15 protein-coding genes are annotated in these 19,471 nt (G+C 70.6%); 8 read left to right on the top strand and 7 right to left on the bottom strand.

The genetic code is table 11. The features are described 5' to 3' along the window. The 3 genes from sufB to EPL04_RS17200 all read left to right on the top strand — a co-directional run. A partial coding sequence (sufB, locus tag EPL04_RS17210) for a Fe-S cluster assembly protein SufB (RefSeq protein ID WP_134672414.1) occupies nt 1-1,404 on the top strand: 1,404 nt, incomplete at its 5' end. Nucleotides 1,405-1,551: 147 nt separating this feature from the next. Next, nucleotides 1,552-1,926: a DUF7344 domain-containing protein gene (locus EPL04_RS17205; RefSeq protein WP_134672413.1), complete on the top strand. Its 375-nt coding sequence runs from the start codon at nt 1,552-1,554 to the stop codon at nt 1,924-1,926. A gap of 55 nt (nt 1,927-1,981) precedes the next feature. Beyond that, the gene (locus EPL04_RS17200; protein ID WP_134672412.1) at nt 1,982-2,188 is read left to right on the top strand and encodes a hypothetical protein; all 207 of its coding nucleotides are present in this window, start codon (nt 1,982-1,984) and stop codon (nt 2,186-2,188) included. Here EPL04_RS17200 and ggt read toward each other — a convergent pair whose 3' ends face one another. The 4 genes from ggt to EPL04_RS17185 form a co-directional block, all read right to left on the bottom strand. Continuing rightward, nucleotides 2,189-3,847, bottom strand: a complete 1,659-nt coding sequence (gene ggt, locus EPL04_RS17195) for a gamma-glutamyltransferase (RefSeq protein ID WP_134672411.1) — start codon at nt 3,845-3,847, stop codon at nt 2,189-2,191. Between the two features lie 67 nt (nt 3,848-3,914). Next, entirely contained in the window at nt 3,915-4,115 is a 201-nt protein-coding gene (locus tag EPL04_RS19095) for a hypothetical protein (protein WP_209019658.1), read from the bottom strand. Between the two features lie 10 nt (nt 4,116-4,125). After that, a complete protein-coding gene (locus EPL04_RS19090; RefSeq protein ID WP_209019657.1) occupies nt 4,126-4,503 on the bottom strand; it encodes a class I SAM-dependent methyltransferase in 378 nt (125 codons plus the stop codon). 38 nt (nt 4,504-4,541) lie between these two features. Beyond that, on the bottom strand, nt 4,542-4,739 hold the full coding sequence (locus EPL04_RS17185; RefSeq protein ID WP_134672410.1) for a hypothetical protein: 198 nt from the start codon (nt 4,737-4,739) through the stop codon (nt 4,542-4,544). Between the two features lie 34 nt (nt 4,740-4,773). On the opposite strand from EPL04_RS17185, the gene EPL04_RS18920 reads away from it, so the two are divergent. Beyond that, a complete protein-coding gene (locus tag EPL04_RS18920) occupies nt 4,774-4,938 on the top strand; it encodes a hypothetical protein (protein WP_167599512.1) in 165 nt (54 codons plus the stop codon). A 119-nt stretch (nt 4,939-5,057) separates the two neighbouring features. Here EPL04_RS18920 and EPL04_RS18915 read toward each other — a convergent pair whose 3' ends face one another. Next, nucleotides 5,058-5,201 carry a hypothetical protein gene (locus EPL04_RS18915; RefSeq protein WP_167599511.1) on the bottom strand — a complete coding sequence of 48 codons (144 nt, stop codon included), beginning with the start codon at nt 5,199-5,201 and terminating at the stop codon, nt 5,058-5,060. A 180-nt stretch (nt 5,202-5,381) separates the two neighbouring features. Between EPL04_RS18915 and EPL04_RS17180 the strand changes: the two genes are divergently transcribed. The 3 genes from EPL04_RS17180 (at nt 5,382) to EPL04_RS17170 (ending at nt 11,407) form a co-directional block, all read left to right on the top strand. Then, entirely contained in the window at nt 5,382-7,283 is a 1,902-nt protein-coding gene (locus tag EPL04_RS17180; protein ID WP_394345880.1) for a DEAD/DEAH box helicase, read from the top strand. Nucleotides 7,284-7,441: 158 nt separating this feature from the next. After that, complete coding sequence (locus EPL04_RS17175; protein WP_134672408.1) at nt 7,442-11,119, top strand: PKD domain-containing protein; 3,678 nt, start codon at nt 7,442-7,444, stop codon at nt 11,117-11,119. Between the two features lie 45 nt (nt 11,120-11,164). Then, nucleotides 11,165-11,407, top strand: coding sequence for a hypothetical protein (locus EPL04_RS17170; protein WP_134672407.1), 243 nt, complete (start codon nt 11,165-11,167; stop codon nt 11,405-11,407). 12 nt (nt 11,408-11,419) lie between these two features. Here EPL04_RS17170 and EPL04_RS17165 read toward each other — a convergent pair whose 3' ends face one another. After that, nucleotides 11,420-12,982: a HEAT repeat domain-containing protein gene (locus EPL04_RS17165; protein WP_134672406.1), complete on the bottom strand. Its 1,563-nt coding sequence runs from the start codon at nt 12,980-12,982 to the stop codon at nt 11,420-11,422. Nucleotides 12,983-13,031: 49 nt separating this feature from the next. Continuing rightward, nucleotides 13,032-17,561, bottom strand: coding sequence for a GAF domain-containing protein (locus EPL04_RS17160; protein ID WP_134672405.1), 4,530 nt, complete (start codon nt 17,559-17,561; stop codon nt 13,032-13,034). A gap of 101 nt (nt 17,562-17,662) precedes the next feature. Between EPL04_RS17160 and EPL04_RS17155 the strand changes: the two genes are divergently transcribed. Continuing rightward, nucleotides 17,663-19,444, top strand: a complete 1,782-nt coding sequence (locus EPL04_RS17155; RefSeq protein ID WP_134672404.1) for a MutS-related protein — start codon at nt 17,663-17,665, stop codon at nt 19,442-19,444. The last annotated feature ends 27 nt before the right edge of the window (nt 19,445-19,471 follow it).

Below are 19,471 nucleotides of genomic sequence, written 5' to 3'. Positions count from 1 at the left end.
GAGACCAACACCGAGGAGCGCTTCGAGTTCAAAAAAGAGGAGAGCTCCGCGCTCAAGTCCGGCAAGGGCCTCACCGAGGAGGTCGTGCGGCTGATCAGCGAGGACAAAGACGAGCCCGACTGGATGCTCGACCGGCGCCTGCGTGCGCTCGAGCACTACCAGAACATGCCGTTGCCCACCGACTGGCCCGGCCAGCCCGACCTCACCCAACTCGACATCGAAGAGATCGTCCCCTACATCCGCCCCGACGTCGACAAGCGCGAGGGCGCCGACAGCTGGGACGACCTCCCCGAGGACATCCAGGACACCTTCGAAAAACTCGGCATTCCCGAGGCCGAGCGCAAGGCCCTCTCCGGGGTCGGCGCTCAGTACGAGTCGGAGGTCGTCTACCAGAACATGCAAGAACAGTGGGAGGAGAAAGGCGTCGTGTTCTGCAACATGGACGAGGCCGTCCGCGAACACGAAGAGTTAGTGAAGGAGTACTTCATGACCTCCTGTGTCCCCCCGTCGGACAACAAGTTCGCCGCGCTCCACGGCGCCGTCTGGAGTGGCGGCAGTTTCGTCTACGTTCCCGAGGGCGTCACCGTCGAAATGCCCGTCCAGGCGTACTTCCGCATGAATTCGGAGGGCATGGGCCAGTTCGAACACACCCTCATCATCGCCGAAGAGGGAAGCGAGGTCCACTACATCGAAGGCTGTAGCGCGCCCAAGTACGGCAGTCACAATCTCCACAGCGGCGGCGTCGAGGTCTTCGTGGGCGAGGACGCTCACGTCCAGTACTCGACCGTCCAAAACTGGAGCAAGAACACGTTCAACCTCAACACCAAGCGCGCGCTCGTCGAGAAGGGCGGACGCATGGAGTGGGTGTCCGGAAGCATGGGGTCGAAGGCGACGATGCTGTACCCGTGTTCGGTGCTGAAGGGCCGAGGCGCGTCGGCGAACCAGATTTCGATCGCGTTCGCGGGCGAAGGCCAGAACATTGACACCGGTGCGAAGGTCTATCACAACGCGCCGCATACGAACTCGACGATCGAGTCGAAATCCATCAGCAAGGACGGCGGGCGCACCAACTACCGGGGGCTGGTCCACATCTCGGAGGGGGCCGAACACTCCTCGACGTCGGTGGAGTGTGACGCTCTGATGTTCGACAACGAGTCGACGTCGGACACGATGCCGTACATGGAGATCGACGAGTCGAAAGTCGACGTGGCCCACGAGGCGACGGTGGGGAAGATCGGCGACGAGGACGTCTTCTACCTCCAGTCTCGAGGGCTCGACGACGACGACGCAAAACAGATGATCGTCTCGGGGTTCATCGAACCCATCACTGAAGAACTCCCGATCGAGTACGCGGTCGAACTCAATCGGCTCATCGAACTCGAAATGGAGGGGAGCCTCGGATAGTCTCCGAGTCGGCCTCGTCGCCCGGTTTCCTCACGCGGTACGAGGACGTTTCGCTTCTTCTACGGCCAGTTACGCGCGTGTTTCTCGCTCGGGTGATCGCCGACAGAATGCGATAACCGTTTAGGCGAGAAAGAATTTGAGTCGTGTATGCCAGACGACCCCGCCACCGACGAACCCGAGCAGACCGACGGCGGGGCGGACCTCGAACTCGACGAGATCCTCTCGTTACTGAGCGAGCGTTACCGCCGCCACGCGCTCGCGGTCGTCGACGGCCAGCCCGAGCCGATACCCATCGAACGGCTCACCGATCAGGTCGCCGGCCGAGAGTTCCAGCGGCCGCCCGACGACGTCTCGATGATAACTCGGACCCAGATCGCCACCGCGCTCCACCACAACCACCTCCCGAAGCTCGAGGAGTCGGGCGTGCTCACCTACGACAGCGACGAGGGAGAGGTGACGGCGGTCGCGGTGAGCGGCACGCTCGCGAGCTTCCTCGACAAGATTCGGCGCCACGAGGGGTGAAAAGCGGGGTCGGGACGCCCCAACCCCAAAGTCACTCTCGTCCGTGGGCTACGACATGGGAGATCAGACCCACGACGAGGCGGGACGCTCGTCGGTCGGCCGACTGCTCGCGCTCGCGCTGGCGTTCGGGATCGGATACGCTGTGGGATCCCGGAGCACCGGCGACGCCGGAACGCGAGACCGCGCCGCGCGGGAACCGACCGAGATCACGATCGACGGGGACGCCGGGGAGCCGGCGGGCGACGAGGAGGCGGGCGTGTAATCAGTAGCCGGACGCAGAGCCGTCTTTTCTCGGTTCGGTCGCGCCCGACAGCGTCTCGCCCTCCCGGCGGGTGATCTGGGCGCCGCCGAACGAGACCGGCGGGAGCACCCGCACGTCGTGGCCCATCCGGGCGAGCTTCGACTGGACGTTGCCGTCCATTCGTCCTTCGACCGCGAGCGAGCCGTCCTCGCGGTAGCGCCACCGGGGCTGGTCGAGCGCGGCCTGCAGGGGCATGTCGTAGTCGACGATGTTCGAGATGACCTGAACGTGGCCTTGGGGTTGCATGTACCCGCCCATCACCCCGAACGCGGCCCAGTCGTCGTCTCCGAAGTCGGCGACAGCGGGGATCAGTGTGTGGAAGGGTCGCTTGCCGGGTTCGAGGCTGTTGGGGTGGTCGGGGTCGAGCGAGAACGACGAGCCGCGGTTCTGGAGCGCGATGCCGGTGTCGCCCGCAACCAGCCCGGAGCCGAAGCCCGCAAAGCGGGAGTTGATGTACGAGACCACGTTGCCCTCGTCGTCGGCGACCGTCAACAGGACCGTATCGGCGTCCTCGGCGTTGGCGTTCGGAACCCCGAACGAGACGTCCGAGGCGGTGTCGTCGACGTCGGCCGCGCGCTCGGCGGCGTACGACTTCGATGCGAGCGGCGGGATCTCCTCGTACTCGGGGTCGGTGATGTAGCGGTGGCCGTCGTGGAAGGCCCGCTTGGTCGCCTCCGCGAAGTAGTGGACGCGCTCGGGCGAGTCGATCGGGTGCTCGCCCGCTCCGAGCTCCTCGGCGATGTTGAGCGCCTCTAAGGCGATCAGGCCCTGATTGTTCGGCGGGAGCTCGTAGATCTCCGCGCCGTTGTACGTCGTCGACACCGGATCGAGAAACTCCGGCTCGAAGGCCGCGAGGTCCTCGACGGTCATGAACCCGCCGTGGGACTGTATCTCGTCGGCGATCTGCTCGGCGATCTCGCCCTCGTAGACGGCGTCTGCGCCCTCCTCGGCGATCCTGCGCATCGACTCGCCGAGCTTCGGGAGCCGAGCGGTCTCGCCGACGCTCGGGGCCTCCCCGTCGAACAGGTAGGCCTCGCGGGCGTTCTCGTCGGTGAAAAGCTCCTCGGCGCCCTGCCAGTAGGAGGCGATGACCTCCGACACCGGGTACCCCTCGGTGGCGTATCCGATCGCGGGTTCGAGCGCGTCGGCGAGCGTGAGCCGGCCGAGCTCTTGGACGGTCGCCTCCCACCCCCGGGCGGTGCCGGGGACCGTGACCGCGTGGGGGCCGTAGAAGGGCATTCCGGCCTCCTCGGTGTCGTCGACGGCGTAGCCGCCGTCGTCGGGGTAGTACGAGGAGATGTCGTCGGCCTCGCGCAGCGACTCGCGGACGTTCTCGATGGTGGCGTCGGCGGGCGCGCCGCCGCACGAGCGCATCGCGCCCACCTCGCCGTCGGCGGTCCGGTAGAGCGCGAACACGTCGCCGCCGAGGCCGGTGCTGGTGGGTTCGACTACGTTCAGCGCCGCCGCCGTGGCGACGGCGGCGTCGAAGGCGTTGCCGCCCGCCCGGAGGATCTCGACGCCCGCCTCCGCCGCGAGCGGTTGACTCGTCGCGACGAGGCCGTTGGGCGCGTACGTCGTCGATCGTCTGGACGCGAATCTGTCGAGATCGGGGTCGGACATGGGTAACGATTAGCGAGACGGGGCTAAAAACGACCGGGAAGGGGCAGAGAACGAGTCGCCGGGCGACTCAGACGCGCCGGAGGACCGCGAGCGACCCCGGAACGTCGGTGTCGTTGGTCTCGAACCGAACCTCACGCAGGTCCCGGACGCGCCACCCGTCGGCGAACGCCTCGCGAACGTCGGCGCCGGCGACGGGGGCCGGCCCCCAGTCGGCGGGCGCTCGCTCGGCGAAAGAGAGGACGTACGCGCGCCCGCCGGCCGGGAGCACGCCCGCGAGGCTATTGGGCGTAGGCGTCGCGCTGGACCGGATCGAGCGCGTGGAACAGGCCGCAGTCGAACGCCGCGTCGAAGGGTCCGAGGTCGGGGTCGAGGTCGAGCGCGTCGCCGACCCGGAAGGTCGCGTCGAGATCGCGCTTGCGGGCCGTGGGGCGCGCCCGCTCGACCGCGCGCTCCGAGACGTCCACGCCGACGACCGAGCGCCCGCGCGCGGCGAGATAGCAGGCGTGGGTACCGGCGCCACAGCCCGCGTCCAGGATCCGGCCGTCGAGAGCGCCGGCCTCGACGAGATCGACGAGCGCCGGTTGCGGGCGGCCGTTCTCCCACGGGGGGTCGCCCTCGTACGCCTCGTCCCACCACGTCGCGGGATCGTCGGTCATGTCGCCGAAACGTTTTCCGAGCCACTAAAGCCGGGCGATCACGCGGCGCTCGGTCGGTCTGGCGCGCGGTCGTTGTCGGCGAGGGTGAGGTCGGTCGCGCCGAGCGCGGAGACGCAGACGAGGTTGTCCGCGATAGTGGCATTCGGGACGGTCGCCGAGCCGTGCTCGACCGCGACGCCGGTGGTGTGGCTCTCGGCGCGGCCATCGAGGACGTGGCCGCCGCCGTCGAACGTCACGTCGGCGACGCGGATCTCGACGCACGACTGGGAGATGGCGGTGTCGCCCGCGCGCTCGACGTCGGCGGTCAGCAGGTACGTGCCCGAGTGGGTGATGGTGGTACGGGAGTCGACGGTCAGCTGGGTCGGCGCGGCCGCGTCGGGGCCGGAGACCGAGAGGGCGTGTCCTAACGACGACCCCGCCGAGGCCGAACGGTGAGTCGGGGTTAGCGCGGGGTACGGGAGCGTCTCGGCCGCAGGACGCGAGCGGGGACGACGGGTCGGTGCGATCGACCGGTGTTAGAGGAACTCTCGAGCGCGGTCGCCGAGCGAGCCCGCTCACCGGCCGTCAGTGCGACACGACTCGCAGACGGCGACCGACGCGGAGATCTGGTCGTTGCCGGCCGCGACTTCGACGACGGTTATCGGCACCCACTCTCGGCAGTACGCACACCGCTCGATGGCCGCAGTTCCCGTTTCCATACTGGCTCACTCAAACTCGGGGTATTCAAATGTTACCCTGACTGTCAGCTAGTATATATAAGCCTTGTGGCCTCGTGTCGGCGAGGCAACGGGCGGATCCCCGCGACGGTTCGGAAGCTGAGACGGCCGGCGACGGCCAGAGCGCAAGCCGTTTGTCCGTGCCGGCCCTACCGCGTGCCAGTGACCGACACCGGAGACGAGGCCGGCGGCGAAGTCGCCGACGGGGACGAGAGCGCGGTGGACGATGCCGAGGGCGAGCGCGCCGAGGCGGTCGACGTCTCGGCGTTCCACGACGCCGTCGAGGAGTTCGGACGCCCGGTCGTGACCGCCGAGGAGGTCGCGCGGGCGCTCGATCGCACGCAGGCCGAGACCGCCGAGGAACTGGCAGGGTTGGCGGGCGAGGAGGGCGTCGAGCGCCTCGACGTCTCGACCGACCCGGTGGTCTGGTATCCGACCGACTGGGGGGCGGTCGCCGACCGCGAGCGCGTGGTGGTGTTTCCGAAGCGCCGCGAGCTGGTGGTCGACCAGCCGACCCAGTTCACCCGGGCCCAGCTCTCGCAGTTCGCCCACCTCGTCGAGACGACCCACGAGGGCGGGTACCTCTATCGAATCCGACAGGAGGACGTCTGGGCCGCCCCGTACGACGACCTCGACGCTCTGCTCGGGACCGTCCGGGACGTGGTTCCCGAGCGGTCGGCCCACCTCGAAGACTGGATCGAGAGCCAGTGGAAGCGCGCCCGCCAGTTCGTCCTGACGACCCACGAGGACGGCTACGTCGTCCTCGAAGCCGCAAGCGAGGACCTGATGGGCAACGTCGCACGCCAGAAGCTCGACGAGGGCCAGCTCCGGGCGCCGATCTCGGACACCGAGAGCTGGGTCGCCGAGGGGGCGGTCGCCGAGATCAAGCGCGTCCTCTACGAGGCGGGCTACCCCGTGCAGGACGAGCGGGACCTCGAAACCGGCGAGCCCCTCGACGTGGCGCTGACTCTCGATCTCCGGCCGTACCAGCGCGAGTGGGTCACCGAGTTCGTCGAGACCAAATCGGGCGTGCTGGTCGGGCCGCCCGGGTCGGGCAAGACCGTCGCGGCGATGGGCGTGCTCGAAGCGGTGGGCGGCGAGACGCTGATCCTGGTCCCCAGCCGGGAGCTCGCCACCCAGTGGCGCGAGGAACTGCTCGCACACACCACCCTCGACGAGAGCCAGATCGGGGAGTACCACGGCGGCACCAAGCAGGTCCGGCCCGTCACGATCGCCACCTACCAGACCGCGGGGATGGATCGGCACCGCCAGCTGTTCGACAAGCGCGAGTGGGGGCTGATCGTGTACGACGAGTGCCAGCACATCCCCTCGAACGTGTTCCGGCGCTCGGCGGACCTCCAGAGCAAACACCGGCTCGGGCTCAGCGCCACGCCCGTCCGGGAGGACGACCGCGAGGAGGAGATTTTCACCCTCGTCGGTCCGCCGATCGGCACCGACTGGGACGCGCTGTTCGAGGCGGGCTACGTTCAGGAGCCGGAGGTCCAGATCAGATACGTCCCGTGGGACGACGAGACCTACCGGAACGAGTACGGCACCGCCCACGGCCACGAGCGCCGCCGGGTCGCGGCGAGCAACCCCGCGAAGTTCGACGAGATCCGCCACCTGCTCGCCCAACACCCCACCTCGAAGGCGCTGATCTTCGTAGAGTACCTCGACCACGGGACGGCGATCGCCGAGGCGCTCGACCTCCCGTTCATCAGCGGCGAGATGCGCCACGCCCGCCGGGAGCTGTTGTTACAGGAGTTCCGGACGGGAGAGCGCGACGCGCTGGTGGTCTCGCGGGTCGGCGACGAGGGGATCGACCTGCCCGACGCCGAACTGGCGATCGTGGCCTCGGGGCTCGGCGGGTCGCGCCGGCAGGGCTCCCAGCGGGCCGGCCGGACGATGCGCCCGACCGGCAACGCCCGGCTGTACGTGCTCGCGACGCTGGGCACCACCGAGGAGGAGTTCGCGCGCCAGCAGATGTCTCACCTCTCCTCGAAGGGGGTCCGGGTGACCGAGCGCGACGCCGAAGCGGTCGGCGAGCGCGACCGGACCGAGTAGCCCGCCGGCCACCCCCGACCGTACGGCGCGGTTACCGAGCCGGTACGCGCGGCGTTCGATCAGTTCTTGCAGGAGCTACTCGCGCGTAGCCGATGCCAAATTCTCCGACAGCAAGTCCATAACAAAGGGAAACAGCGGAATACGGTCGGTATCATCGCATGCGCGTAGATAAGATAGCGAGCGTCGCACTGACACTGCTGGTCGTCGCGTCCGTCCTCCCGACGGGCATGGTCGGAACCGCGGGCGCACAGGAGGCTTCGAACCGGTACGTGATCACACAGGGCGACGAGTGCTGGGAAGTGACACCGTTCGAACCGGGCGATCAGAACCCCGAGTACCCCGAGGAGACGATCCGACCGCACGTCGAGATCGTCGACGAGACCGAGGAGTTCGGCTACGTGCCGAACCGAAGCTGGGACGGCTCGCCGACGATCGAGTCCGTGATGGACTACCGGTACCGGGATCCCGAGGGCAACGTGAGCGACAACGGTCAGGCGTGGGGCCAGATACCCCACTACGCGCCGTGGCTCTCCGAGCCCTACTGGAAGGAGCCGTGGGCGTACGGCACCTACGGACTGTGGAACTGGTCGACGAACCAGGAGAGCCACATGTTCTTCTACGACGGCCCGGAGGGCGACAGCCTCGTCGTCCGCCACGACAAACTCTACGACGACACCGGGATCGGATCCCACGGCCCGTACAACGGGGAGCACTTCCATAGCACTCGCGAGGGGTTCATGAGCCCCCAGCCGGGCGGCGGGGCGGTGTCGTTCGTCTTCCGCGACCTGCCCGCGGGCGAGTGGGCGTACATGGACGACCTCTACCCCGAGGACATGGACGCGCTCTACTACGACTCGGGCGAGTTCGACTACGACGAGGACCGCCACACCCGCTACGGCCACCGCGACAACAACTACGGAGCCGTCCCGATCGAGAGCTACGACGGCAACAGCGACTTCACCGCCCACTGGCGGTGGGGCGATCACGGAACGGACGGCGGCGCGTACCGCGGGCTACAGAACCTCGGATACGGCGAGAGCATCACCATCGAACCGTACTTCAACGAGGAGTCGTACCACTGGAGCAACTACTGGTGGCGCTACGACGAGCAAAACGACACCGTCACCGACTGGGTCGTCCGGCGGAAAGGCGACGACAACGTCCGCCTCGACATGGACGAACCGGTCACCATCACCCGCGGGGGCGAATGTACGAACGCGGACCTGAGCGCCGACTACGACGACCCGGAGGTCGGCGGGCCAGTCACGTTCGACGCGGGCACGGACGCCGCCGAGTTCTACTGGGACCTCGACGGCGACGGCGAGTACGAGCGAAACCGGACCGACCGAACGATAACCCACCGATACGACGCGAACCGGACGGGCGAACGGACCGTCGAGGTGCTGGCAGAGTCCGCGGAGGGCACCGAGAGCACCGACTCGATACCGATCACCGTCCGACCCGCCGAACCGCCGACCGCGGCGATGAGCGTGGCGTCCGGAGACGTCGGCCTCCCCGACTACCACGTCGAGGGCGAACGGCTGGTGTTCGACGCGAGCAACAGCACCGACAACGGCCGCATCGACCAGAGGTCGGTGACCTGGACCTTCGGCGACGACAACTCGACGGTGACCGGCGAGACGCGCACCGCCCATCGGTTCGACCAGAACGGGAGCTACGAGGTGTCGCTGACGGTCGCCGACCGCGGGGGACGCGAGGCCACCGTCGAGCGGACTATCGAGATCGAGGCGCCCGACACCGCGGACCCCGAAGCGTCGCTCGACGCCTCGCCGACCGCGTTCGAGGCGGATACGACGGTCGAGTTCGACGCGAGCGCCAGCGACGACAACCGCGGCATCGCCGAGTACCGGTGGGACCTCGACGGCGACGGCGAATACGAGAACGCCACCAGCGACCCCGTGACGAGCGCCGTCCCGCCGTACCGCGCGAACGGCACCTACGAGGCCGCCGTCGCGGTCGAAGACGGCAACGGGAACACCGACAACGCGACGGTCGCGCTCGACGTGACGCCGGCCGAGGACCCCACGATCGGGAACGTGACCGCCGACGGCGACGCGCCCGCCGCGGCGACGATCACGGCGGGCGACGTGGTGGACCTCTACGCCAACGCCACCGACAACGTCGGGATCACCGAGTACGCGTGGGACCTCAACGGCGACGGCGAGTACGAGCGGACCACCGCCGGCGCGACGCTCTCGCGGGAGTTCGACGCCGGGACGTACGACGGGAGCGTCCGGGCGAGCGACGCCGCGGGCCACGCCGCCACCCGCGGGTTTTCGTTCACCGTCGACCCCGGTCCGGACGCCGAACTGGCGGTCAACGCGAGCGAGGTGAACGCCACCGACCCGCTCCGGTTCGACGCGAACGGCTCGACCGCGCCCTCGAACGTGACCGAGTACCGGTGGGACTTCGACGGCGACGGCGACCCCGAGCGGACGACGGGCGCGGGCGAGGACGCCGTGATCCACCGCTACGACGCGAGCGGGACCTACACCGCAACGGTCACCATCGGGACCGAGCGCGGGAACGCCAACGAGGCCGCGGTCGAGGTCACCGTGAACGAGGGCGAGCGCGCCATCGACGACGAGGACGACGGCGGCTCGACGGGCGGCTCCATCGGCGGCGGTGGCGGCGGTGGCGGCGGTGGCGGTTCGGCGAGCCCGCCGGCGGTCGTGACCCAGATAGAGCGCGCCGGGGCGAACGCGACGCTGGTCGACGTCAGAAACGGCCGCGCCGACGAGACGGTGTCGGCCGATCTGCGCGAGACCGGCGTCGCGAACGCGACCGGCGTCCGTTTCGACCGCCTCGACGTGAACCTCGACAGCGACGACGCCCACGTCGCCTTCGAGGCGGTCGCGAGCGCCAAAGCGCCGGGCGAAGCGCCGGCGCCGACCGCGAGCGACCGGACGCTCGCGTCCCTCGACGTGAGCGCGAAGTACCTCGAAGGCGGCGTCGAGAACGCGACCGTGTCCTTTGGGGTCGAGCGCGCCGCGCTGGGCGAACTGCGCGGCGCCGCCGACGTGTCGGTGTACGGCTACGACGGCTCGTGGGAGCGCCTCGACGCGACGATGGTCGAGGAGGCCGACGACGGCTACCGCTTCGAAGCGACGACCGACCGGCTGGGCGCGATCGCGGTCGGCGCCGACCGGACCGTCGAAGTGGCCGACGCCGCGCTCGCCGAGACCGCGGTCGGCCCCGAGGGCGCGGTCGAAGCGACCGCGACCCTCCGGAATCCGGGCGCGTCCGACCGCACCGTCCCCGTCAGCCTCGCGCTCGACGGCGGGACGGTCGCGACCGAGCGCGTCTCGGTGCCAGCCGGCGAGCGGACGGAGGTGACCCTGCGTGCCGACGACGTCGAGCCCGGCACTTACGAGGCGACCCTCGGCGGGGACGAACTCGGCGACCTGACCGTCGAGGAGGGCGCGACCGGCCCGGCCGACGTCTCGGTCGTCGATCTCTCGCTGTCGTCGTCGAGCATCGAGGCCGGCGAGACCGTCGCGGTCACCGCCACGGTCGAGAACGCCGGCGGCGAGCCCGGCACCGTCGATCTCACCCTGTCGATGTTCGGCGAGGACCTCGAAACCGAGACCGTCGAGGTGCCCGGCGGCGAGCGCCGTGAGGTCACCTTCGAACAGCGCGTCGACGCCGGCGGAACCTACACCGTCGGCGTCAACGACGAGACCGCGCGCCTCGAAGTGACCGGCGAGGACGACTCGGACGCGGACGGCCAGACGCCGAGCGTGCCCGGATTCGGCGTCGGGACCGCGGCGGTCGCGTTGCTCGCGGCGGCGCTGCTCGCGCGACGAGGCAAGTAACGGCCCCGCGACATTGAAACAGCTCGCGCCCCAACTACCCCACGAATGCACTCGAACGACCCCGACGAACCCGCCTGCCCGGTCTGTGGCGAGCCGTACGACGAGCGGCTCCTCGTCGAACGGGGCGACCGGTGGGCCGACGTCTTCGGCGGCCAGCCGCTGTCGTTCCTGAAGCGCTACCGGCGGCGGTGCGCGAGCAGGCAGGACGTCGAGCGCGAGACAGCGACCGGGGAGGGCGAGCGCGTCGTGTACTTTCACAACGACGGCGCCCCGGCGGGCGCCCGGTAGTCCGACAGCGGCTCACCGCCCCGCCCAGTCGAACTCCGACGCGAGGAGTTCGACGTCCCGTCGGAAGTCCGCCGCGGTCTCGAACCGGGCGCGCTTGTCGGCCGCGAGCGCCCGCGCCACCAGATCGTCGACCGCCGCGGGGACGCCGGGCGAGCGGTCGGTGACCGGCGGCGGCTCCGCGACGGGCGAGTCGCGGACGATCTCGCCGGCGGCGTCGACGAACGGGGGCCGACCGGCGAACAGCGCGTACGCGAGCGCGCCCAACTGGTAGACGTCGGTGGCCTGATCGGGGCGGCCGAACGCCTCGGGGTCGAAGTGCTCGGGCGCGGCGAACGCGGGCGGGATCGGCGGGGAGGCGACCGCGGCGAGGGGCTCGCCCAGCCCCCAGTCGCCGACCTTCGGCGCCGGCCACGCTCCGAGCACCGTCGAGAGCCCGACCGCACCGGGCCGAAGCGCGCCGTGGACGACTCCCCGAGAGTGGGCGTGAGAGACCGCCCGCGAGAGGCAGTGGACCGTCCAGAGCGCCCGCTCGAAGCCGACGGAGCCGACCGCATCTCGGAGCGTGCCCGCGTCCATGAACTCGGTCGCGATCCACGGCCGGGGCCGGTCGCCGCGGGCGAGGACCGGCGCGACGTGGTCGTGGTCGTCGATGCGGTCCCACGCCCGGAACGCCTCCGCGACCCGGTCGGCGTCGACGCCCGCCTCCGATCGGGCCGTCCGGAGCGAGACGACGACGGGCCGGTCGTCCGCGCCCGCGGCCGGCGCTCGCGCCTTCCGAGCGGTCGTCACGGGGTCGCCGCCCCGGTCGGCGAGCCGCTCGAACCCCCGGAAATCGACGTCGATCGGCGGCGGCGAAGGGATCGCCTCGGGCGGGCCGGTCTCGTCGGGCGAGTCGCGGGCGTCGGAATCGACCGCCGATTCGTCGTCCGCCGCGGCGTCGGTCCGGACCCGGATCGACCCGGTCGCGCCGCCCTCGTCGGTCACCGCGACCACGCCCGCGTCGTCGGGCAGGAGATCCGCGATCTCCCCGCCGGCCTCGACGGTCTCCGGGAAGCCGTCCTCGTCGAGTTGGCCCACGAGCCGTCGGAGCGCCTCGGCGGCGTACTGCCGGACGAGCCCGTCCCCGTCCCGGACGAGGTCGGCGAGCCGCGACAGCGCGGGCTCGGCGGCGTGGGGGTACTCGGCGGCCACGGCCGAGAGCGCGAGGACGTTGTTCTCCCGGACGAGCGGGTCGTCGTCGGTCAGCGCGCGCGCGAGCGCCTCGGCCGCGGGGCGGCCGCGCTCGGGGCGGCGGTCGGCGACGATCGCCAGCGCCCACGAGGCCCCGCGCCGGACCCACTGGTCGTCGTCGTCGAGAAGCGGAGCGAGCCGCGACTCGACCGGGAGCCGGACCGATCGGTCGGGATCGGACGCGAGCTCGGCGAGTCCCCACACCGCCTCGGCCCGGACCTCGGGATCGTCGCTGTCGAGGCGCGAGGCCAAGGCGTCGGCGTCGTCGTCGGCCCCGCTCCAGCGCTCGCGGGCCGCCTCCCGGAGCCGTCGGATCCGCTCGCGCTCGTCGGTCTCCTCGGCCATCGTCGGACGGGAGGTGACCCGGACACAACAAAAGTGTTCCTTCGGCGCCCTACTCGTCGAGGAGCGCCGCCAGCAGTTTGCGCTCGCCGACCCGGAGGTGCTGGTGGAACGTCGGCGCCGAGACCCCGAGCGACTCGGCGACCTCCTCGCCGGTGCTCTCGCGGGGCCACTCGAAGAAGCCGGCGTAGAACGCCGCCTCCAGCGCCGAGCGCTGGCGGTCGGTCAGATCGTCCTCGATCGCGGCCCGGAACTCCTGGACGGTGCGGTCGGGACGCTTGCGCTCGCGCTGGGCGACCACCTCCGCGCCGGGGATCCGGTCGGTGATCGACTCGATGGCCGCCCGCACGTCGGCGTTCATCGGGAGCTCGACCACGCTCCGGCCGCCGTCGGCGGTGAACCGCGACTCCCGGAGAGTCCCGCCGTGATCGAGCAGGGTCGAGAGCAACGACGGCCCCGTGTACACGAGCTCGAACAGGTGGCCGTCGTCGTGTTCGTTGACGAGACGGGCGCGCTCGATGTCGGGGTCTGGCTCGGCGCGCTCGCGGAGTCGGTCGGGGTCGATGCCGTCGACGGTCACGAAGTGGACGAACGACCCGTCGGTGTTGATCGTCACGCCTTCGAGGGTGAACGTGCAGTCTTCCTCGCGGGCCGCCCGCGAGAAGAACCCCTCGCCGTCGGTGACGTCGAACTCGACCTCGACCACGTCGTCGGCCAGCAGGGCGCGCTTGTTCTCGACCGCGTTGATGGCGTGGCCGATGGTCTCGCCGAGCTCGGAGAGGACCGCGGTCTCGCGGTCGTTGAGCGCGTTCGCCCGGTCGGCGTAGACACAGAGGACCCCGTAGGTGGTGTCGCGGTACCGGAGCGGGATCGCCGCCATCGACCGGAAGCCCCGCGCGAGCGCCGGCTCGCGCCACGGTTCGAACACCGCCGAGTCCGCGATCGACTCGATCACCTGCGTCTCGCCGGTCCGGACCGCCCGCCCCGCGGGACCGGTCCCGTGGTCGTCGTGGTCGACCGGGACGGTCACCGCGTCGAGGTAGCCGTCCGCGGGCCCCGTCGAAGCGGTCGGTTCGATCCGGTTGCCGACGATGGTGGTGCCGGTCCACGCGAACCGGTAGTGGTCGGAGTCGGCGAGCCGGTCGCAGACCGCCTGCTCGATCTCCTCGCGGGTGCCCGCCCGGACCAGAAGCTGGTCGATGTCCCTGATGACCTCGTTGATGCGGTCGAGTTCGGCGAGCTGTTCGCGCTGGTCGGCGAGTTCGGCCTCGTGTTCGGCGCGGTTGAGCGCGACCTCGGCGTTGGCCGCGAGCACCTTCGTGAGGTCGATCTCGTAGTCGTCGAACGCCCCGGGCGTCGTCGACACGATGGTGAGCACTCCCCAGTCGCCGAGCGGAAACACCGCGAACGCCCGGACTCCCGACGCGCCGTCGTCGTGGGCGCGCGGGTCGTCGTAGGCGTTGTCGAAGTGCTCGGGGTCGCCCGACTCGAAGACGCTACCGACGATCCCCTCCCCGGGCGCGAAGTCCGGCGTCTCGCCGATCTCGACGGTCGTCTCGGGCGGAACGATGTAGGGTTCGAGCACCCCGGCGTCGTCGTTCCACCGGAGCACCGTCGTGTGGGGGATGTCGAGCACCTCGGCGGCGGTCTCGACCGCGGTCTCGGCGATCTCGCGCTGGCTCTGGGCCGCCATCAGCCGCCGGCTCGCGCCGTGGAGCGCGTCGAGCATCTCCTCGCGCTCGGTGCGTTCGGTCACGTCGTAGTAGAGCTCGACCCGACCGCCGGCGTACAGCCCCGACTCGATGGGGCGGCTCCGGTGCTGGAGGTACCGCTCGGCCCGGCCCTCGGCGGGCGTGACCCGACAGGAGAACTGTTCGACGCCGGTGTTGTCCTCGTACGTCCCGACCACCGTCTCGGCGAAGTGCGCCGAGTCCTCGACCGTCGGGGCGATGCGCTCGTCGACGAGCGTCGCCTTGTCGCGGCCGAGCAGGTCCTCCCGGTCGACGCCGAAGTACTCCTCGACCGTCGCGTTCGCCCACGCCACGTCGAACTCCTCGTCGAGGACGAAGATACCCACGTCGGTGTTGTCGAGCACGTCCTCGGTCATCGACCGGTGGCGGCGCTCGCGTTCCTTGCGCTCGGTGATGTCGGTGTAGATGACGTAGTTGCCGGGGCTCCCCGAGACCTCCGCGTTGCGCAACAGGAAATCGCGGATCCCGTCGGCGGCCTCCCGGCGCACCTCGGCGTCGACGCGCTCGCCGGCCCGCACCTGCTCGTTGAGCCGCTCGGCCGCCCCGCGTTCGCCGTCGGGGGTGATGAGGTCGTCGAGCGACCGGCCGACCGCCCGGTCGGCGTCGTAGCCGAACACCGCCTCGAACGCCTCGTTGACCGACCGGACGATGGGTTCGCCGTCCCGGAACTCGTAGTCTGCGATCGGTTCGGGGACGTTCTCGAACAGCGCGGCGAACCGGTCGCGCTCGGCCCGGAGCGCCGACTTCGACTCGACCCGGACCAGCGCCTGGACCGCGTGTGAAAGGAGCAGTTCGGCCAGCCGGGCGTCCTCGCCGTCGAACTCCCCGACCGACCGCGAGGCCGCCTGAAACACCCCGCGGTCGCCGACCGGGACGCTCAGGAACGACCGGTACTTCTCGTCGAGCACCTCGGGGCCGTCGGGGCTCTGGGCGTCGTCGACGACGTAGGTCTCGCCGGTCTGGTAGGTCTTGCCGGCGAGCCCCGCGTCGGTCCGGAAGTCGGGGTAGTCGTCGGTTTCGAGCTCCGAGGACGTCGCCCTCGCGACGAACCACCCGTTCTCGTCGACGTCGATGCTACAGCTGTCGAACTTCAGGATCTCCTCGGCGGCGTCGACGGTGCGCTGGTAGATCTCGTCGGGCGACTCGGAGCTTTCGAGCCGGACCGCGACGTGGTGGAGCCGCTCGATCTTCTCTTTCTCGCGCGAGAGGTCTCGCTCCAGTTGCTTGCGGTCGGTGATGTCGGTGTAGATGAGATAGCCCGCGTTGTCCTCGCCGGGCATGTCGGCGTTTCGCAACAGGAAGTCCCGGTAGCCCTCGGCGGTCTCCCGGCGCACCTCGGCGTTGATCTGCTCGCCCGCCTTGACCTTCTGGATGTGGTGTTCGGCCTCCGCGCGGGCCTCCTCGGGGACGATCAGCTCCTCGGCCGCCTCGCCGACCGCCTCCTCGGCGTCGTAGCCGAACACCGCCTCGAAGGCCGGATTGACCGCCTCGATGAGACAACGGCCGTCGCGGATCTGGTAGTCGACGGTCGGTTCGGGGATGTGCTCGAACAGCGCGGCGAACCGGTCGCGCTCGGCGGCCAGCGCGCGCTCGGACCGGATGCGCGCGAGCGCCTCGCGCATGTGAGCCACCAGCAGTTCGGCGAGCTCGCGGTCGCTCTCGTCGAAGGAGTCGGACTCCTTCGAGACCGCCTGAAACACGCCGGTCTCGCCGATGGGAACGGTCAGCGCCGACCGGTAGCCGGTCGCGGCCGGGTCGACCCCGGCCTCGCGGAGGTCGCCGGTCCGGATCGTCTCGTCGGCCCGGAGGGCCCGCGCCGCGAGCTTGTCGTCGGCGTCGATCGGGGTGGTCGTGTAGTAGCCGTCGGAAGGTATCCCTTTCGAGACGGCCCGCGGGACGAGCACGTCGTCTTCGACTATATCGACCGCCGCGATGTCGAACTCGAGCAGTTGCTCTGCGGTCTCGACCGCGAGCCGACACACCTCGTCGGCGGTGTCGCAGGCTTCGAGCATCACCGCCACGTCGTGGAGGTCGCGGGTCTTGCGCCGCTCCTCGCCGAGGCGCTCTTCGAGGCGCTTTCGCTCGCTGACTTCCCTCACGATACACGAGTAGTAGCGCCGGCCGTCCCGGACCGACTCGGTGACCGAGACCGCGAGCGGGATCTCCTCGCCCTCGCGGTCCCGTCCCGGGAGCTCGACGTACTCGCACTCGGCGGTCGCGTCGGCCTCGCGCAGTTCCGCGATCGCCGCCCTGACCGACCCGCGGACCCGCTCGGCGAGCAGGCGACCGACCGAGTCGCCGACCAGCTCGGAGGGGTCGTAGCCGAACACCCGTTCGGTCGCCGCGTTGGCGAACAGGATCGTGCAGTCGTCGTCCAGCGTGAGCATCGCGTCGGGCGAACACTCGACCAGCGTGCCGAACCGGTCGGCGAGCAGGTCGCGAGACCGCTCGGTCTCGCGGCGATCGAGCACGCGCGCGACACGGCGAGCGAGCCGAGCCGGCCGGTCGTCGGACGGCCGGGCGGAGACGAACTCGACGCCGTCGGGCGCGTCGGCCACCGAGTCGGCCACGAGGACGCGCCCGACCGCCGGGAACAGCTCGCCGACGGTTTCGAGCAGGGTGATGCCGTCGGTCTCGGGGAGGTCGGGCCCCGCGATCACGCAGTCGAACCGCTCGGCGTCGAGACGGCCCAGCGCGTCGGCCGCCCGCGACTCGGTTTCGAGCGTGAACGACGGGGCGTCCGCGACGCCGTCTCCGTCGCCGGCGTCGACGTACAGTACGCGACGCAGGTCCCCGTCGTGAGGGCCGCGTTCTACCGACTGCGGGAGCATGTTAGTCGTGACAGATCCGCCACGGTTGTAACGGTTTCGTCTGCACCGGGGCGACCGGCTCTTGTGCAAACGTTAAGGCCCGCCGGCGTCACGCCTCGGACATGCGACTGCAGGAGTACTGGGGCGTCGGGCCCAAGACGAGCGAGCGCCTCGAAGCCGCGCTTGGCACCGAGCGCTCGATCGAGGCCATCGAGTCCGGCGACGTCGGCGCGCTGGTGGCGGCGGGGCTGGCCCGCGGGCGCGCGACCCGCATCCTGCGCCGCGCGAACGGCGGCGAGGGGATGTCGGTGCTCGCCACCAGAGACGCCCGGTCGGTGTACAAGGACCTGCTCGGGATCGCGAGCGACTACGCCCTGACCGAGTCGGCGGCCGACCGCATCCGGGTGCTGACCCCGCTCCGCTCTCGGGGCGACGCCGAGGCGCGCCTCGACGCGGTGGTCGACGCCAGAGCGTCGTGGGAGGCCCTCGACGGGACGACCCGCGAGGCGGTCCGCGCGGCGTTCGAGACATACGCCGACGACGGCCTCGACCGCGACGAGGCCGCGGTCCGGACAGCGCTGGCGATCCGGGACGCCGGCGTCTCCGGCGGGGCGTTCGCCGACGTGACGGCGATCGACCGCGACGCGCTCGAAACCGCGGCCGACGCGCTCGCGGACCTCGACGGCGGCGAGGTGGCCCGCGGGGTCGACGACGAACTCGACTCGCTCCGGGACGCCCGCGACGCGACCGAGGCGCTGTCGGCCGACTCGCTCGACGCGATGGAGGAGATCCGGTCGGAGGCCCGGGCCGGCGCGGAGTTCGGCGAGGTGGTCGTCGACTACGTCGCGAGCGAGACCGGCGCGGGGTTCCAGCGGGTCAGAGACGCCGCCCCCGACGACGCCGCCGACGCCGCTGACTTCGTGAACGCGACGCTCCGGGAACTGCTCGCGGCGCTTCGGGAGGCCGCCGACGAGCGCGAGCGGTCGGTCGCCCGCCGCCTCCGGGGCCGGATCGCCGACGCCCGGGCGGCGATCGACGCCGCGGCCGAGGCGGTCGAGGACCTCGCGTTTCACCTCTCGCTCGCTCGGTTCGCGGTCGCGTTCGACCTCTCGCGGCCCGAGTTCGTCGACGACGGGTTCGCGGTTCGGAACGCCCGGAACGTCGGACTCGAAGCCGCCGGCGAGGACGTCCAGCCGGTGACCTACGCGATCGGCGACCACGACGTTGCCGACGGGTCGGCGGCCGACAGCGAGCGGTCCCCGCCGGCCGGCGACCGGGTAGCGGTCCTGACCGGCGCGAACTCCGGCGGGAAGACGACCCTGCTGGAGACGCTGTGTCAGTGCGCGTTGCTCGCCCAGATGGGCCTGCCGGTGCCCGCCGAGCGCGCCGCGATCTCGCTGTCCGACGACATCGTGTTCCACCGGCGCCACGCCAGCTTCAACGCCGGCGTGCTCGAATCGACGCTCCGGAGCATCGTCCCGCCGCTGACCGGCGGGGAGAACACCCTGATGCTGGTCGACGAGTTCGAGGCCATCACCGAGCCGGGAAGCGCGGCCGACCTGCTCCACGGGCTGGTCCGGCTCACGGTCGACCGGGGCGCGCTCGGGGTGTTCGTCACCCACCTCGCCGACGACCTCAAGCCCCTGCCCGAGAAGGCCCGCAAGGATGGCATCTTCGCCGAGGGGCTCGACGACGACCTCGAACTCGAAGTCGACTACCAGCCCCGCTTTGACACGGTCGGCCGGTCGACCCCGGAGTTCATCGTCTCGCGACTGCTCGCGGGCGCCGACGGCCGGGCCGAGCGGGCGGGCTTCGAGACGCTGGCCCGCGCGGTCGGCGAGGAGGCCGTCCAGCGCACCCTCGACGACTGGTCGCCCGAGGCGGCCCGCGAGGCCGAGGACTGAGCGTCGCGACGCTCCCGATTCGCCCGT

The sequence above is a fragment of the Halorussus marinus genome (assembly GCF_004521895.1).
In the GTDB taxonomy this organism is placed as follows: Archaea; Halobacteriota; Halobacteria; order Halobacteriales; family Haladaptataceae; genus Halorussus; species Halorussus marinus.
Note: the sequence above shows the minus strand (reverse complement) of the source record. Positions and strands in the feature narration are given on the sequence as shown.

Excerpts from the sequence above, each read along its gene's own strand:
- EPL04_RS17205 (WP_134672413.1), top strand. The coding sequence starts at position 1,552 with ATGCCAGACGACCCCGCCACCGACGAACCCGAGCAGACCGACGGCGGG.
- EPL04_RS17200 (WP_134672412.1), top strand. The coding sequence starts at position 1,982 with ATGGGAGATCAGACCCACGACGAGGCGGGACGCTCGTCGGTCGGCCGA.
- ggt (WP_134672411.1), bottom strand. The coding sequence starts at position 3,847 with ATGTCCGACCCCGATCTCGACAGATTCGCGTCCAGACGATCGACGACG.
- EPL04_RS19090 (WP_209019657.1), bottom strand. The coding sequence starts at position 4,503 with ATGACCGACGATCCCGCGACGTGGTGGGACGAGGCGTACGAGGGCGAC.
- EPL04_RS18920 (WP_167599512.1), top strand. The coding sequence starts at position 4,774 with ATGGCGGTGTCGCCCGCGCGCTCGACGTCGGCGGTCAGCAGGTACGTG.
- EPL04_RS18915 (WP_167599511.1), bottom strand. The coding sequence starts at position 5,201 with ATGGAAACGGGAACTGCGGCCATCGAGCGGTGTGCGTACTGCCGAGAG.
- EPL04_RS17175 (WP_134672408.1), top strand. The coding sequence starts at position 7,442 with ATGCGCGTAGATAAGATAGCGAGCGTCGCACTGACACTGCTGGTCGTC.
- EPL04_RS17170 (WP_134672407.1), top strand. The coding sequence starts at position 11,165 with ATGCACTCGAACGACCCCGACGAACCCGCCTGCCCGGTCTGTGGCGAG.
- EPL04_RS17165 (WP_134672406.1), bottom strand. The coding sequence starts at position 12,982 with ATGGCCGAGGAGACCGACGAGCGCGAGCGGATCCGACGGCTCCGGGAG.
- EPL04_RS17160 (WP_134672405.1), bottom strand. The coding sequence starts at position 17,561 with ATGCTCCCGCAGTCGGTAGAACGCGGCCCTCACGACGGGGACCTGCGT.
- EPL04_RS17155 (WP_134672404.1), top strand. The coding sequence starts at position 17,663 with ATGCGACTGCAGGAGTACTGGGGCGTCGGGCCCAAGACGAGCGAGCGC.